Source organism: Ralstonia sp. Ralssp110, from assembly GCF_047325135.1.
GTDB classification, from domain to species: domain Bacteria; phylum Pseudomonadota; class Gammaproteobacteria; order Burkholderiales; family Burkholderiaceae; genus Ralstonia; species Ralstonia mojiangensis.
In genome coordinates this window covers 3,316,033-3,330,406 of sequence record NZ_CP168610.1, presented here as the reverse complement: position 1 = coordinate 3,330,406, position 14,374 = coordinate 3,316,033, and the positions used below count along the sequence as shown (strand labels likewise).

15 protein-coding genes are annotated in these 14,374 nt (G+C 64.5%); 9 read left to right on the top strand and 6 right to left on the bottom strand.

From position 1 onward, the window contains the following. The first annotated feature begins 55 nt into the window (after window positions 1-55). Entirely contained in the window at window positions 56-379 is a 324-nt protein-coding gene (locus ACEN9T_RS24585; protein ID WP_413707336.1) for a hypothetical protein, read from the top strand. A gap of 108 nt (window positions 380-487) precedes the next feature. Here ACEN9T_RS24585 and ACEN9T_RS24580 read toward each other — a convergent pair whose 3' ends face one another. Together ACEN9T_RS24580 and ACEN9T_RS24575 are read right to left on the bottom strand one after the other, a co-directional pair. After that, window positions 488-787 carry a hypothetical protein gene (locus tag ACEN9T_RS24580; RefSeq protein WP_413707335.1) on the bottom strand — a complete coding sequence of 100 codons (300 nt, stop codon included), beginning with the start codon at window positions 785-787 and terminating at the stop codon, window positions 488-490. 108 nt (window positions 788-895) lie between these two features. Further along, window positions 896-2,584, bottom strand: a complete 1,689-nt coding sequence (locus ACEN9T_RS24575; protein WP_413707334.1) for a hypothetical protein — start codon at window positions 2,582-2,584, stop codon at window positions 896-898. An 835-nt stretch (window positions 2,585-3,419) separates the two neighbouring features. Between ACEN9T_RS24575 and ACEN9T_RS24570 the strand changes: the two genes are divergently transcribed. The 7 genes from ACEN9T_RS24570 to ACEN9T_RS24540 all read left to right on the top strand — a co-directional run bounded on the left by ACEN9T_RS24570 (window position 3,420) and on the right by ACEN9T_RS24540 (window position 9,067). Next, entirely contained in the window at window positions 3,420-4,184 is a 765-nt protein-coding gene (locus ACEN9T_RS24570) for a FadR/GntR family transcriptional regulator (RefSeq protein ID WP_413707333.1), read from the top strand. A gap of 21 nt (window positions 4,185-4,205) precedes the next feature. Then, a complete protein-coding gene (locus ACEN9T_RS24565) occupies window positions 4,206-5,033 on the top strand; it encodes a transporter substrate-binding domain-containing protein (protein ID WP_413707332.1) in 828 nt (275 codons plus the stop codon). A gap of 68 nt (window positions 5,034-5,101) precedes the next feature. Further along, complete coding sequence (locus ACEN9T_RS24560) at window positions 5,102-5,833, top strand: amino acid ABC transporter permease (protein ID WP_092974505.1); 732 nt, start codon at window positions 5,102-5,104, stop codon at window positions 5,831-5,833. After that, the gene (locus ACEN9T_RS24555; RefSeq protein WP_092974255.1) at window positions 5,830-6,483 is read left to right on the top strand and encodes an amino acid ABC transporter permease; all 654 of its coding nucleotides are present in this window, start codon (window positions 5,830-5,832) and stop codon (window positions 6,481-6,483) included. The genes ACEN9T_RS24560 and ACEN9T_RS24555 overlap by 4 nt, the downstream gene beginning before the upstream one ends. Beyond that, window positions 6,470-7,207 carry an amino acid ABC transporter ATP-binding protein gene (locus ACEN9T_RS24550; RefSeq protein ID WP_092974258.1) on the top strand — a complete coding sequence of 246 codons (738 nt, stop codon included), beginning with the start codon at window positions 6,470-6,472 and terminating at the stop codon, window positions 7,205-7,207. Before ACEN9T_RS24555 ends, ACEN9T_RS24550 begins: the two co-directional genes overlap by 14 nt. Window positions 7,208-7,495: 288 nt before the next feature. After that, window positions 7,496-7,771, top strand: a complete 276-nt coding sequence (locus ACEN9T_RS24545; protein ID WP_092974261.1) for a fucose-binding lectin protein — start codon at window positions 7,496-7,498, stop codon at window positions 7,769-7,771. Between the two features lie 348 nt (window positions 7,772-8,119). Beyond that, the gene (locus ACEN9T_RS24540; RefSeq protein WP_413707331.1) at window positions 8,120-9,067 is read left to right on the top strand and encodes a bestrophin family protein; all 948 of its coding nucleotides are present in this window, start codon (window positions 8,120-8,122) and stop codon (window positions 9,065-9,067) included. A gap of 22 nt (window positions 9,068-9,089) precedes the next feature. Here the strand turns inward: ACEN9T_RS24540 and ACEN9T_RS24535 are convergent, their stop codons facing one another. After that, window positions 9,090-9,761 (bottom strand): AraC family transcriptional regulator, encoded by a 672-nt coding sequence (locus ACEN9T_RS24535; RefSeq protein WP_413707330.1) that lies wholly within the window; start codon window positions 9,759-9,761, stop codon window positions 9,090-9,092. Between the two features lie 100 nt (window positions 9,762-9,861). Then, a complete protein-coding gene (locus ACEN9T_RS24530; RefSeq protein WP_413707329.1) occupies window positions 9,862-10,569 on the bottom strand; it encodes a Crp/Fnr family transcriptional regulator in 708 nt (235 codons plus the stop codon). Window positions 10,570-10,762: 193 nt separating this feature from the next. Between ACEN9T_RS24530 and ACEN9T_RS24525 the strand changes: the two genes are divergently transcribed. Continuing rightward, window positions 10,763-12,397 (top strand): acyl-CoA synthetase, encoded by a 1,635-nt coding sequence (locus tag ACEN9T_RS24525; RefSeq protein WP_413707328.1) that lies wholly within the window; start codon window positions 10,763-10,765, stop codon window positions 12,395-12,397. A 78-nt stretch (window positions 12,398-12,475) separates the two neighbouring features. Here ACEN9T_RS24525 and ACEN9T_RS24520 read toward each other — a convergent pair whose 3' ends face one another. Both ACEN9T_RS24520 and ACEN9T_RS24515 read right to left on the bottom strand, forming a co-directional pair. Then, on the bottom strand, window positions 12,476-13,198 hold the full coding sequence (locus ACEN9T_RS24520; protein WP_413707327.1) for a hypothetical protein: 723 nt from the start codon (window positions 13,196-13,198) through the stop codon (window positions 12,476-12,478). Between the two features lie 21 nt (window positions 13,199-13,219). Then, a complete protein-coding gene (locus ACEN9T_RS24515) occupies window positions 13,220-14,368 on the bottom strand; it encodes a hypothetical protein (RefSeq protein ID WP_413707326.1) in 1,149 nt (382 codons plus the stop codon). Window positions 14,369-14,374: the final 6 nt, after the last annotated feature.

Sequence of the window (14,374 nt, the reverse complement as noted above, 5' to 3'; positions counted from 1 at the left end):
CATAAGGGCGAGGGCCGCAACAAATCGAGTAGCGCAAGCGTCGGTGGGGAATCAGATGTACCGTGATATCAAAGTCAAAAGAATCAGCGCCGGCTCAATGCTCAAGCTCATTGCGATCGGCTTGTACCTGTCGATCGTGCCGCTCAGCTTGCTGGTCGGGGTTCTGTCGCTGTTCGGTATTGGCCGCGTGATGTGGAATGGCAGGCCGCTCTACGGCCTCACGGCATTAATCGCCAGTCCGTTCGTCGGTGTATTTCTAGCGACAATACTCACTGCGATTGTCTGGGCCGGCTGCTGCTTTGGCCTTTGGGTCTTTTCCAAGTATCGACCGATCGTCTTGGAACTCCAGGAGGTCGACCCGGCCACTCCGGAGAGATAGACCCTCGGCAAAGCTGCACAACAAGATCAATTTCGTTCTTGTGCTGACGCGGCCAGCTACAGGAGCCGCCGCGTCCCTGCCTAGCATCCCCAGTTGCGTGCGAATGAGCTAACGCCCATGACGCCCATCTATCCGGTACCCGGGCAACCAAGTCACCGTTGCTGGCGCTAGCTCCTGCGCGATCGACGCTTTGTGCTTCTCTCCCAGGTAGTCGTCCTCAATCAAAAACGCGATGGCGGCCGGAAACAATTCCCGCAGCCGTTGGCATGCGTGCTTTTCGAAGAACCACGCTCGCGCCTCTTCGGCGTCGATTGCCAGTTTGATGACATCCCGCGCGACGGGCGCTGACTGTGCGATGCCGCGATGCGGCTCAGGGCTGTAGGGGTAGAAGGTCGGAGTTGTCGCCATGCGCTCAAGTTGGAGGCCACGTTTGTGGTGAAGCAATATAGCGCCACCCCTGTGCCTTCGGCGTATGGCGAGGTGGCCGCCAACCCAACCCCCGCCCCCTCAATCCCCCTAATTCACCAACGTAGTAACACTCTTAGCCGGCAGCGTAACGGTGAACATATTCCCGCTCACGCTTAGCGGCTGCTGCTGCTCAAACGTAGCAGTCGCCGTCGTCCGGTACGGCGTCAGGCTGGTCACCGTGCGCCCCGCCGGGTTGATCGACGTCGTCAAGGTGACGTCCGTGGCGTTCTCGTTCACCAGCACCACCACAGCCTTGTTGACGCTCGCACCTGCGGGCGTGCCGAACGCAGAAACACGCACGCCCTTCTGCGGCAACGCGGTGGTGTCGTAGCGCGCGTAGCCGGGGCGGATGAAGTACGCAAAGTGCTTCAGGCCAATGCCGAAGTAGGTGGGCTTGTTGTCCGAGCCGATCAGGCCGGTGGGCTGGGCGTCGTTGGAGTTGACCAGCCACCAGTAGACGTACGCGTTGTACTGCCCCAGCGTAAAGCCGTCGTGGATCTCCTTCGCAATGGCAATGGCATCGTCAATGCTGGTCTGCCAGGCCGTCTTGTTGTCGGCCTTGTTGACGGAGTCCAGGAAGTGTTCGGTCATCCATACGTCTTTGCCCAGCTTCCGGGCAGAGGCCGGGTAGGCGGGCACGCCGCCGTACAGGTGCCCGCCAATGATCGAGATGTTGCTGGCTGCATTGGTATCGCCCAGCAGTGTGTCCACCGTCGCCTGAGAAAAGTAGAAGGATTCCGGCGCCATCAGCTTGGCTGTGGTGCCGGCAACGGCCTCGGCGCCATGGCCGGCGGCCCACGCTCGCATTTCGTCGGGGCTCCACAGGCAGGATTCGTAGGTCGCCGGGTCCCAATCCGGCTCGTTCTGCAGTGACACGGCGTAGAGGTTCACGTTGCGCGTGGCGGCATACCGGATGTAGCTGTTCAGGTACTTGGCGTAGTCGGCGTACCGCGCCGGGTCCAGGCGGCCGCTATAGAGCGGGTTCGTGCGGTCTGTGTTGACGATCTTCATGCTGGCCGGCGGCGTCCACGGCGATGCAAAGACGCGTGCACCGCGTGCCTGGGCGGCGGCGCCGTTCGCAAGCTCCGCCGTCCATTGGGTGGTGTCGGCCGTCTGGGTCGTGGTGTTCCAATCGGCGGGCGCAATGCGCAGCCGCAGGATGGACAGCCCCAGGCTGTCGGTCAGGCTGGTGCCGAACAGCGCGTTCACGCGGTCGTCGGCCATCTTGCTGTAGTACCAGGCCGCCGAGCCGCCGAACCCCTGGATGGTTTGTTTCGCACTACCAAAGTTGATGGCCGCGGCCGTGGCGGCGGGTTTGATGCTCAGCGTCGTGCTGACCATGGCCGTGCGGTAGTGCGCGCTGTCCCTCGGCGCGAACGTGGCCTGCAGGGTCACGCTGCCGGCGGTGCTGGTGGTGGCGGCACTCAGCGGTGCGCCGTCCGCTGTGGTGTACGAAGCCGGGTCCACCGTGCCCCCAATGCCGTACAGCGCATAGGGCGCGGTAGAGACCTGCGCAGGCGTCAGCGCAGAGCCCTGCAGCACGGCAGCGGGCAGATCCCACCTTACCGGCGGCTCGGCCTTGTTGACGGTCAGCGTTCGAACGGCGGTGGTGGTGGCGTATTTGGTCGTGTCCTGCGGCGTGAATGTCACCGACAGGGTTTGCGTGCCGACCTCCGGCTTGGTGCCAACCGCGGGTGAATAGGCGAAGGTGCCGGGCACGTTGGCAGTCGCGTTCAACTGCGCTGTGCTGAGCGCCGTTCCCCATGCAATCGATGCGGGGTTGAGCCAGGTGATCGTTGGCGTTGGCGTTGGCGTGGGTGTTGGCGTAGGGCTCGGCGCAGGAGTGGGCGTTGGCGCAGGTGTCGGTGTCGTGGTCGGCGCGGGCGTCGGCGCTGGGCTGGCTCCAGGGGTTGACGCAGACACGGGCGCAGTCGTCCCCGTAGTGGACGAGTCGGCAGGCGTGTCGGCCGAGCCGCCACCACACGCCGCCAGCCACAGGCTCAGCAAACCGACCGCCATGCTCCGCGCGAGGGGGTGATGCCGGTCTTGCGGCGCGCTCGTTCTTCTCAACGTCAACAACATGTCTGGGCTCTTCTTTTAGATGGGTTACGCGCGGCAGCCACCCCCTACCAAAGTGGGGTGCTCCGTTTGGCACACGCGGTATCCCACGTCGCCTCGGCGCGCGTCAAGGCAATGGCGGGGTTGGTGAGAGTTCTTGAACATCTCCATGGCTTGTCGTCCTGACCAAGCCGGCCGGACGCACCAAACCTGCGCTGTCCGCAAGATGGCCTTGGCGGTGCGCAATGCCTGCGTATGCGTCTGACTTACGACCTGCGCGGTTGCGCTTGGCACGGGTGCGCAGGGCGGGGCGTTCCAAATCGGTGCGCTCCGCACCAAGTCCAAGCGGCAATGCGCTCATTCGCCAGCGCACGCCCCGCACAAGGGCAGCGCCCAGGCAATCAACCACCCGTAGTGCGGCTCAACACGCCACTTCATGCTGCATGGCACAAAACTCGCATAAGCCGTGGGCGACCGGTCAGACCACGACCGTGTCTTTCTCCAATTTCGACCCATGCACAGCATTCCTTCCTCCGTCGCACAAACGCTGCAGCAACGCATCCTGAGCGGCGATTACCCCAGTGGCAGCCGCCTGCCGCCGCAGCGTGAGCTGGCGGAAACGCTGGGCGTGAGCCGCGCGTCGTTGCGCGAGGCGCTGACGGTGCTTGAGACGCTGGGCCTGGTCGACATCCTCCCCAGCCGGGGCGTGGTGGTGCGCGGCCAGAAGTTTGGCGCAGACCGGGCCAGCGCCGAGCGCATGCATCGACCGTTTGCCACGCCGGCGCTGGGCACGCTGTCGCCGCGTCAGTTGATTGAGCTGCGTCTGGTGCTGGAGCCAGGCTGGACGGCGCTGGCCGCCGCGCGCATGCATGCCGCCGGCCTGCGCCACCTGCAATGGCTGCAGCAGCAGTTGGCCCACGCGCTGGAGCGCAATGATTTGCTGAGCGCGGCAGAGGCGGACCTGCACTTCCACGTGCTGCTCGCGCAGTTGTCCGGCAACCCGGGCCTGATGGCGATGGCCGGCCAGTTGGAGCACGCCATTGGCCACAGCCTGCGCCTGCCCTTTGCCCGCAACGGCGCAGACGACCACCCCGCGCACGAGCACGACGCCATCGTGCAGGCCGTTGCCGCGGGTGATGCCGCCGCCAGCGCAGAGGCCATGCGCGCACATTTGTTGTCGGCCGCGCGCCGCAGCGGCATCGACTTGAGCGCGCCGCCCGCCACGCCCGAACCCATGCAGCACGAACCGGTTTCCTTTCGCCTCGCCTCGATTTCCTGAATTTTCTGAAGGAGTTTTTGAATGTTCCGCCCCCTTGCTCTGCAGCTGTCGCGTCACACCTCGCGCCGCATCTTCTTCCACGCCGTCATGGCCGCCAGCGCGCTCGTCGCGTTGTTGCCGGGGCGCCCGGCCCATGCCGATACGCTGGCCAACATCCAGAAAGCGGGCGTGATCCGCGTGGCCATCCCGAATGACTTTCCGCCGTTCGGCTCGCTCGGTCCGGACCTGAAGCTGCAGGGCTATGACATCGACATGGCCGGCCTCATCGCCAAGGAACTCGGCGTCAAGGCAGAACTGGTGCCCGTGACGAGCACCAACCGCATTCCGTTCCTGACGACGGGCAAGGTGGATGTCGTGATCTCCAGCCTGGGTAAGAACGCCGAGCGCGCCAAGGTGATCGACTTCTCGCAGGCGTATGCACCGTTCCCCAAAAGCGTGTACGGTCCGAAGGACGCGTCGATCAAGGGTCCGGCAGATCTGGCCGGCAAGACGATTGGCGTCACGCGCGGCTCGACTGAAGATCTGGCGCTCTCGGCCGTTGCGCCCGCGTCGGCCACCATCAAGCGCTATGAAGACAACAACGCCACCGCGCAGAGCTACCTGATCGGCCAGGTGCAGCTGGTGACGGTGGGCAACATCGTGGCCAATGCGGTGAACGAGCGCACGAAGCTGCGCCAGCTCGACATGAAGTTCCCCGTGGAAGACACGCCTTGCTACGTGGGTGTGGCCAAGGGCGAGCCCGCGCTGCTGGACAAGGTGAACGCCATCATCACCAAACTGAAGACGGATGGCCGCCTGAACGATCTATCGCAGCGCTGGATCAAGATGCCGCTGCCCGCAAAGATGTAAGAACCGCGCACGCCTTCGCAACACAGGCCCGGCGCGCGCTTAGGTGTGCCGGGTCACGGATGACCTCCATGGCTTATCAATTCGACTTTGGCGCTGTCTTGAGTTACAGCGGCCAGCTCGCGCAGGGCGCGGCCTTCACGCTGGCGCTCACGGCGGCGGGCGCGTTGCTCGGTGGCGCCATCGGCGTTGCCGGGGGCGTGTGCCGCGCCTGGCGCATCGCCCCGTTCAATGCGCTGTTCAAGGTGTATGTGGAGGGCATCCGCAACACGCCGTTCCTGGTGCAGTTGATGTTCGTGTTTTTCGGCTTGCCCTCGCTGGGTGTGCAGATCAACGAATGGCAGGCGGCGTTGCTCACGGCGGTGGTCAACCTGGGCGCGTACATCACAGAGATCGTGCGTGCGGGCATTCAAGAAACGCCGCGCGGCCAGTTGGAAGCAGCCAATGCGCTGGCAATGAGCCGCTGGGCCATCTTCCGGCATGTGGTGCTGCGCCCGGCGCTGCAGAAAGTGTGGCCGGCGCTGAGCAGCCAGATCGTGATCGTGATGCTGGGCACATCGGTTGTCTCGCAGATTGCCGCGCAGGATCTGACCTTTGCCGCCAACTTCATCCAGTCGCGCAACTTCCGCGCGTTTGAAACCTACCTGGTGGTGACGGCGCTGTACTTTGCGCTGGCGCTGTTGCTGCGTCAGTTGCTGGCCTGGATCGGGCAGCGCTTTGTCGTGGGGCGCCGCGCGCCTGCGGTGTCCGCTGCACCGCTTGCTGCCACCACCGCAGCCGCCTCCATTGGAGACGCCGCATGATCTCCGACATCCCTCTGTTGCCCATTCTTCTCAAGTTGGGGGAAGGGCTGCTCGCCACGCTCATGCTGTCGCTCATGGCCTTTGCACTGGGCGGCACGGCTGGCCTCGTGGTTCTGTTTGCCCGCGTGGGGCGCAACGCCACGCTGCGGCGCGTGAGCAAGGCGTACATCCAGCTCTTCCAGAACACGCCGCTGCTCATGCAGATGTTCATCGTGTTCTTTGGTGCGTCCATGGCGGGATTCGAGATGTCGCCCTGGACTGCCGCCGCCATCGGCCTGACGCTATACACCAGCGCCTATCTGGCCGAGGTCTGGCGCGGTTGTGTGGAGGCCATCCCGCGCGGCCAGTGGGAAGCGTCTTCCAGCCTGGCGATGGGCTACTTCCAGCAGATGCGGCACGTGGTGCTGCCGCAGGCGGTGCGCCTGTCGATTGCGCCCACGGTCGGGTTCTCCGTGCAGATCGTCAAGGGCACGGCGGTGGCCTCCATCATCGGGTTTGAAGACTTGTCCAAGCTGGGTTCGGTGCTGGCCAATGCCACCTTCCAGCCGTTCCTCATCTACGGGCTGGTGGCCGTTGCGTACTTTGCGCTGTGCTGGCCGCTGTCTCTTTACGCCTCTCATCTGGAAAAGAAGCTCTATGCCGCTCGTTGATCTCTGCGCCGTACACAAGCATTACGGCAACAACCACGTTCTCAAGGGCGTCGACCTGCGCGTGGAAAGCGGCCAGGTGGTCGCCATTATCGGGCGCAGCGGCTCGGGCAAGAGCACGCTGCTGCGGTCCATCAACGGGCTGGAGGCCATCGACGACGGGCAGATCGTGGTCGACAACGCGGTGCTCAAGGGCTCACAGGCCACGCCGGCGCAACTGCGCGCGCTGCGTCTGAACGTGGGCATGGTGTTCCAGCAGTTCAACCTGTTTCCGCACCTCACCGCGGGCGAGAACGTGGCGCTGTCGCCCGTGGTGGTCAAGGGCATGAAAAAGTCTGACGCCCAAGACCTTGCGCGCCAGATGCTGGTCAAGGTGGGCCTGGCCGATAAGTTTGACGCGTACCCCGATCAGCTCAGCGGCGGTCAGCAGCAGCGCGTGGCCATTGCGCGGGCGCTGGCCATGCAGCCGAAGGTGCTGCTGTGCGACGAGATCACCTCCGCGCTGGACCCTGAACTGGTGAACGAGGTGCTGGCCGTGGTCAAGCAACTGGCGGCCGAAGGCATGACGCTCATCATGGTCACGCACGAGATGCGCTTTGCGCGTGACGTTGGTGATCAGCTCGTCTTCATGCACCAAGGGCTGATCCATGAAAGCGGTCCGGCCAAGGAGGTGTTTGCCAGCCCCAAGACGGCGGAGCTGGCGGCGTTCATTGGCGCGGTGCAGTAGGCGGGGCCTATGCCATCTCTTTCAGCCATTTTGGATTAGATATTTTCTAATCCCCACGCCCGGTACTTGTGACTATTTTGATGGTGCGCTCAACATAATGGTTAGGCGCGCCAAATGGGTAACCTGTTCAGTAAGTTTTCTCTCCATCTGTGCATCTTATCTCTCAGGGGCGAGCGGATCTTTATTTGCTTATGCTACCGAAGCCCTGAAATCGGGCCGAAGTAAATGCCGTGAATATCTCGCTGCATTTGCCTGATGAATATTGAAATCACATTCTGGAGATAGAACATGTCGAACGTTCAGACCGCTGCCACTTCGTGGGGGACAGTACCGTCGATCCGTGTGTACACGGCCAATGGTGGCAAGATCACCGAGCGTTGCTATGACGGGAAGGGGTGGTACACGGGCGCTTTCAGCGAGCCCGGCGATAACGTCTCCGTCACCAGCTGGCTGGTCGGCAGCGCTGTCCATATCCGCGTGTATGCAACCAGCGGCAGCAACACCACGGAGTGGTGCTGGGATGGCAACAGCTGGACCAAGGGCGGCTACACCGCCACCAACTGATTTACCGCAGGCTTGATCGTGCGGAATCTGAAAAAGGGTTCCGCCTAGGTCGGCGTAAAGCGAGTGCGTTCGCTTTACGCCGATTTATGTTTTGCTTTTTATTTTTGGTTTTTATTTTCTTGGTTTTTGCCAGGTCAGGGTCGGCCGGTATTTGAAAATAATCTGCTTATCAGTCTTGCCGCCTACTGCGCGGCATGGCCCTGCTTGCCGGCAATTCACCCGCCGTGATGCCAGCGTGCGCCTGCGCAGCAGTGCGCAGCGGCGCTCAGCACCGCGCCAAGAAGGGTGTCGGACGCCCGGGGTGCTCTGCGATAATCGCTGCACTCCAGCTCCCGCCTCACCCTCCCCATGGTTGTCCGCCCCCATCTGCACTGGTTCCGCATGCTTCTGGCATGGCGCGGTTCGGTGCTGCCGCAGCTTCTGCCGCGCCTGTTCCTGATCTTCTTCGTGTCGCTGGTGGCCATTGCGGTGCATGCGCACCTGCTGCCCATCTCGGTCAACCTGAGCACGACCCCGTTCTCGCTCGTCGGCATCGCGCTGGCGGTGTTCCTGGGTTTTCGCAACAACGCGAGCTACGACCGCTATTGGGAGGCGCGCAAGCTCTGGGGCCAGTTGCTCAATACGTCGCGTTCGCTCATGCGTCAGGCGCTCACCCTGCCGCGTGGCGATGGCCCGAATGGCATGAACGGTGCCGTGGCCGATGCCGACGTGCGCGAGTTCGCGCAGGTGCTCGGTGCGCTGCCGCACGCGCTGCGCCATCAGTTGCGCCACACCGATGCGCGCGAAGACCTCGCCGCGCGCCTGCCCGCGCCGTTGCTCGAACGGGTGATGGGCTCGCGCTACCGGCCCATCGTCATTGTGCAGTGGTTGAGTGAATGGGTGCAGCGTCGCGCGCAAGCCGGCGCACTCGATGGGTATGCCGCCCTGGCGTTCGATCGCAACCTGAACGAGCTGTCGAACAGCATCGGCGGGTGCGAGCGCATTGCCGGCACGCCGCTGCCGTTTGCGTACTCGGTCATGATCCACCGCACGGTGTACTTCTTCTGCGCCGCACTGCCGTTCGGGCTGGTGGAAAGCATCGGCAGCTTCACGCCCGTGTTTGCGGTGTTCGTGGCGTACACCTTCATGGCGCATGAAGCCATCGCCTCGCAGCTTGAAGATCCGTTCGGCACGGAAGACAACGATCTCGCGCTCAACGCGCTGTCCAACACGATTGAAGATGCGGTGCGCGACATCATGGACGAGCCCAGCCTGCCGCCGCGTGCGGGCGTGCGAGGCGGGGTGATCTTGGATTGATGCGGCGGCTGCCGCGCAACGCCTAAACGGCCATCACCAGCGGCTGCGCCCACCGCTCCAATGTGGCGGCGCTGCCGTGTGCCGCACCGCCAGCCGAATCTGCGTTGCCCGCCAGCAGGGCGCTCAGTTCCACACCGAACAGGCTTGCGCATGTGTCGTTCAGCGTGCGCACGTTGCGCATGCCGGCCCGCCGGGCCAGCGCGTGCGGCGCTTCGCCATCGGGCTCGGCACTGCCGCACATCTGCGCCAGCTGGTACAGCGCCCACGCGGCGCGTTGTTCGCGCACCAGGGCGTGCAGCGCTTCGCCTTCTGCAAACAGACGCGCCCGCACCTGGCGCGGGCAGGCCTGCCAGCAGTCACTGAGCAAGGTCGCGTTCCACGCCTGCGCGGGGTGTTCGAACACCAGCGTGGCCGCTGCGCGCGCCCAGGGCTTGTCATGCTGAATGGCGGCCATGCGCGGGCAGCCTGCGTCGGGCATAGCCTTGAAGCTGATGGCGCATGGCTGCCATACCGTGCCCGGTATCTCGCAGCCGAAATGCGCGAAGGCGGGTACGACAAACGGGTCACCCGGGCGCACTTCGCGCCGCCCGTTTGCATCGCGCAGGCACGCGCTGCCCCGCTCGGCCTGCACGCGCACCGCAAACGGAAAGCGCAGGCGCGAGAGACGGACATGGGCACGGCTGATGAGTGGCATGGCTGACCGATAAGGCGGCGGGTGAAGCGCGACTGTCGCAGGATTCTAAGTCTGCGTGCAACAGGGGCAATGTCGCTCGGGTGACAGAGTGGGGTGCCGCTTACAGCTCCGACAGGCCGAAGAGCCGCAGCCGCTCAAGGTCGGTCACGCGGATGGTCTGATATGACAGCGCGATCATTCCGCCTTCGGCCAGCCGTTGCAGCGCGCGGTTGACGCGCTGGCGCGACAGCCCCGTCAGCAGCCCGATCTCTTCCTGCGATAGTTCCAACACGGTGCTTGTGCGCGGGTACAGGGCCGGGTGGAACAACTGCGCGATCGCTTGCGCCACGCGTGCATCGGCGCTCAGCAGGCGGTCGTTCTGCACGGTGGCAATGAACTGGCCCATGCGTTCGTTGAGCTGCCGCACCACAAAGCTGGCAAACGGCAGGCTCTGCGCGAGCAGCGTGTTGAACACGGGTTCGGGCACCAGCAGCACCTGCGAGGCGCGGATGGCGATCACGTCATAGCGGCGGTCTTCGCGCTTGATGACGCTGCCCTCGCCGCACCAGCCGCCAGCGGGCACGCCGGAGAACGTGCAGCCGCGCCCGTCGGATGTGTACACGGCCAGCTTGATGAGGCCGGTGTCGACGCCGATCCAGTAGCGCGACGGTTCACCGCGCCGGGCAATGAAGGCGCCGGGCTCGAATGCATGCAGCACGGTTTCTCTCGCGGCCAGGGCCTGGTGTTCAGGCGCTAGCGCGGTGAACCACGCATGGCCTTCCAGTTGCATGGCGGGCGTGGCAGGCGTGGGGGCGCGGGTGGCGTTCATGGCAGGCGTGGCACTCGGTCAAAGGGTGGCGGGGGCGCGTGGGGCTCTGCCGTCGCTTTGTAAGAAACCCGTCAGCCTTGGTGTGGCGCGGGTTTCCGGGCGGTTTGTCATTCAGGTGACAGAGTGCGGGAGCCGGCAGATGATAGCGTTGCCCAACAAAAAGCAACAGCGCCCGGCGCACGGAGACACAGCAATGCCCACGGATTTTGATAGCGGTCTGGCCCGCAACGCGGCCAACTTCGTCCCGCTCACCCCGATCGAATTTCTTGCCCGCGCGGCAGACGTCTATGGCGACCGCCTGGCGATCGTGCACGGCCCCGTGCGTCAGAACTGGCGCGACACCTACACCCGTGCGCGGCGCCTAGCCAGTGCGCTGGCGCTGGCCGGCGTCGGCCGTGGCGACACGGTGGCGGCGCTCTTGCCGAACACACCGGCCATGGTGGAAGCCCATTTTGGGGTGCCGATGGCGGGCGGCGTGCTCAACGCGCTCAACATCCGCCTGGATGCCGCCAACCTCGTCTTCATGCTGCGCCATGGCGAAGCCCGCGTGCTGCTGGCCGATACCGAGTTTGCCGACGTGGCCCGCCAGATGGCGCTGGAAATTCCTGGCCTGAAAGTGATTGCCGTGAACGATGCCCTGGGCCCGCAGTCCGAGCCGTTTGGCGACACCGATTACGAATCCTTCCTGGCCTCGGGCGATCCGCACTACGACTGGCAGATGCCGGCGGATGAGTGGGATGCGATTGCGCTCAACTACACCTCGGGCACCACGGGTGACCCGAAGGGCGTGGTCTATCACCACCGTGGCGCCACCATCAACGCGGTCTCGAACATCCTGGAGTGGGATCTGCCCAAGCACCCGGTCTACCTCTGGACGCTGCCGATGTTCCACTGCAACGGCTGGTGCTTTCCGTGGACGATCGCGGCGCGCGCGGGGGTCAACGTCTGCCTGCGCAAGTTCGAGCCGAAGCTGGTGTTCGACCTCATGCGCGACGAGGGCGTGACGCACTACTGCGCAGCGCCCATCGTGCACACCGCGCTGGTGAACGCACCGCCGTCCTGGCGCGAGGGCCTGCGTGGGCCGGTGCGCGGCATGGTGGCAGGCGCACCGCCGCCGGCGGCCGTGCTGGCGCAGATGGAAGCCATGGGCTTCGAGCTGACGCACGTCTACGGCCTGACCGAGGTGTACGGCCCCGCCGCCGTCTGTGCCGAGCAGGACGAATGGCGCACGCTGCCCGAGCACGACCGCGCCACGATGAAGGCGCGCCAGGGCGTGCGTTACCACCTGCAATCGCAGGTGGCGGTACTCAACCCGGAAACCATGCAGCCCGTGCCAGCCGATGGCGAGACCATCGGCGAGATCATGTTCCGCGGCAACATCTGCATGAAGGGCTACCTCAAGAACGAGAAGGCCACGCGCGAGGCCTTTGCCGGCGGCTGGTTCCACACCGGCGACCTGGGCGTCTGCATGCCCGACGGCTACATCAAGATCAAGGACCGCAGCAAGGACATCATCATCTCCGGCGGCGAGAACATCTCCAGCGTGGAGGTGGAAGACGCGCTGTATCGCCACCCCGCCGTGCTCGCTGCCGCCGTGGTCGCCCAGCCCGATGCCAAGTGGGGCGAAACACCGTGCGCCTTCGTTGAGCTCAAGGACGGCGCCACCGCCACCGCAGAAGACCTCATCGCGCATTGCAAGACATTGCTCGCGGGCTTCAAGGTGCCCAAGGCCGTGTTCTTCGGGCCGCTACCCAAGACGTCGACAGGCAAGATCCAGAAGTACGAGCTGCGCCGCAAGGTGAACTCCACCTCGGCGATCGACGTGTGAGCCTGGTGCGGGCCGCTGCATGGGCCCGCAACAAGATGGCCACGGCCAGCGGCTGCACCCACCGCGGCTGGGATGGCGCTACTGGGCGCGCCCGAGCGGGTTGCATTCCGGCCGGGCGGCCGCCTCTGCCGTGTCCCGCACGTTGGACAGACGCAGTACCGAAAACGGGCCGAAGTAGCGCTGCGTCCGTACCAGGCATTCATAGCCCTGCGCTTGGGCATCGTCCGGGGCGTAGGCTTCAAACGTGTCCAGCGTGCCCAGCAGGGCGGTGTGATCGCCGCGCCAGACAACGCGGCTCGGCCTGCCCTCAACGGACTCAACCGGTGCGGAAGCCGCATTCCGCTCGATGCGGGGGCCGGGCAGGGACCGGAATCCGTGGAACGCGTACGTAGTCTCTTGCGTGGTGCCAACCGGCTCCGGTTCGCCGCTCGTGTTGGTTGCAGCGTCTCTCAGGTGAACGTGCTCAATGCTCACGTTGTCCGGCGCGATGGCCAGTACCAGCAGCGCCACTGCGGCAGCAAGCGCAACACCAACCTGCCGGTACATCCCGCCGCGCACTCCCGGCCCGCGCGTCACCCATAGCGAGTAAGCGAGTTGCGGCAGCATCAGCAACCCGCCCAGCCACAGCAACGCAGTGCCCGCAGCGTCATAACCCAGATGCCAGTTCAGCGCGGCCAGCCAGCCGATGTCTTTGGACTGGCCCAGCGCGAGGCACAGACCGCCGGTGATGAGCAGCAGGGCGACAACGGCGCTGTACCGGCGAAGGGGTTGGCGGGAGGGTGGGTTGGAAAGCGCGTCCATGGTGCTGTGTCGGGTGTGTTCTTAGAGTTTGCGAAAGAGTTCGCCCCAGATGTCGATCAGAAACGACTGGAAGGCAATGTGGAATGCGAATGCCCAAGCGCTCGCGCCCAGCGCGATGCACACGGTGCATACGATGCCGATGATCCAGGTCGCTTTGCGGCGTCCCGCGCGCTCGTTAGGCGCCTTGCTGCGGATGCGGTATGGATTGGCGTCATCGGCGGTGGGCGCTTCATCGGCTATCCACGCTGTGGGTAACTGTGCTTCGCGACGGAATCGCTCGTACAGAATGGTCGACAGCGGTCCGGGCCAGAAGATGATCCACCACAAGATGCGGAATGGTCCGATGGCCGGCCACCAGTTACGCTTGCGCAGGCGACCGATGACGCCTGCTGCAATGTCTTCTGACGAGTCGGTGGGGCTGATTTCCCGCATCGGCCCGAAGTCCAGCAAGGCGTTCTGCCACGTGCGTCCGCCGGGCACGACCTCAAGTTCGGGGAGCGCCTCGGGCGCCTCGTCCATGTAGCAGCGAATGAGTTCCCATAGGCGCTGGCATGCATCCCGGCTGGGGAGGATGCCCTGCACACGCATGCGTTGTATCGGCCGGGGGGATGGCCCGGTACTGAATTCCACCAACACCAACGCCCAGGCGGGGGTTGCACCCATGGTCAACGGGCCGGGCATGACTGATGCAAATGGGCGCACTTGGTTCCAGTCGAGCCGGACGGCCGCCTTGCCTTCCTGTGTGTAGATGCTGTGCGTCCTGCGGTTGAAATGCAGATTTGCATATCGGCTGAACAGGCTGATCTTGAGCAGGTACACGATGCCGACAAGGCACGCCGGAATCAGTACGGCCGATATCACGCCCGTGATGATCTGCCCGGACAGCGGCTGGTTTTTTTCAAAGAACCCAAGCACCGTCATCGGCACAAGAACGGACAGCCCGAACAACAGCGCAAGCGCCATGAACGGGCTGAGCGCTTCAACATCGGACGCGATCTCGTCATAGGCCCACACCATGGAGCGCATATCAAGCTTGATGACGCTGCGCGGGGGCGGCTCGGGCGCCGCATCGCTATGCCGGGGCAACTCACCTTGCAGCAACGCTTCGGCGCCGCCTGCTGCGCTGGAGGGCGACGGCTGATGCGGCGACAGGTGAGACGGGTTACGCATGCCACC

Bases quoted from the DNA above. Each gene is read 5' to 3' on its own strand.
- ACEN9T_RS24515 (WP_413707326.1), bottom strand. From the start codon at position 14,368: ATGCGTAACCCGTCTCACCTGTCGCCGCATCAGCCGTCGCCCTCCAGC.
- ACEN9T_RS24550 (WP_092974258.1), top strand. From the start codon at position 6,470: ATGCCGCTCGTTGATCTCTGCGCCGTACACAAGCATTACGGCAACAAC.
- ACEN9T_RS24555 (WP_092974255.1), top strand. From the start codon at position 5,830: ATGATCTCCGACATCCCTCTGTTGCCCATTCTTCTCAAGTTGGGGGAA.
- ACEN9T_RS24580 (WP_413707335.1), bottom strand. From the start codon at position 787: ATGGCGACAACTCCGACCTTCTACCCCTACAGCCCTGAGCCGCATCGC.
- ACEN9T_RS24540 (WP_413707331.1), top strand. From the start codon at position 8,120: ATGGTTGTCCGCCCCCATCTGCACTGGTTCCGCATGCTTCTGGCATGG.
- ACEN9T_RS24565 (WP_413707332.1), top strand. From the start codon at position 4,206: ATGTTCCGCCCCCTTGCTCTGCAGCTGTCGCGTCACACCTCGCGCCGC.
- ACEN9T_RS24520 (WP_413707327.1), bottom strand. From the start codon at position 13,198: ATGGACGCGCTTTCCAACCCACCCTCCCGCCAACCCCTTCGCCGGTAC.
- ACEN9T_RS24545 (WP_092974261.1), top strand. From the start codon at position 7,496: ATGTCGAACGTTCAGACCGCTGCCACTTCGTGGGGGACAGTACCGTCG.
- ACEN9T_RS24530 (WP_413707329.1), bottom strand. From the start codon at position 10,569: ATGAACGCCACCCGCGCCCCCACGCCTGCCACGCCCGCCATGCAACTG.
- ACEN9T_RS24585 (WP_413707336.1), top strand. From the start codon at position 56: ATGTACCGTGATATCAAAGTCAAAAGAATCAGCGCCGGCTCAATGCTC.
- ACEN9T_RS24535 (WP_413707330.1), bottom strand. From the start codon at position 9,761: ATGCCACTCATCAGCCGTGCCCATGTCCGTCTCTCGCGCCTGCGCTTT.
- ACEN9T_RS24560 (WP_092974505.1), top strand. From the start codon at position 5,102: ATGGCTTATCAATTCGACTTTGGCGCTGTCTTGAGTTACAGCGGCCAG.
- ACEN9T_RS24570 (WP_413707333.1), top strand. From the start codon at position 3,420: ATGCACAGCATTCCTTCCTCCGTCGCACAAACGCTGCAGCAACGCATC.
- ACEN9T_RS24525 (WP_413707328.1), top strand. From the start codon at position 10,763: ATGCCCACGGATTTTGATAGCGGTCTGGCCCGCAACGCGGCCAACTTC.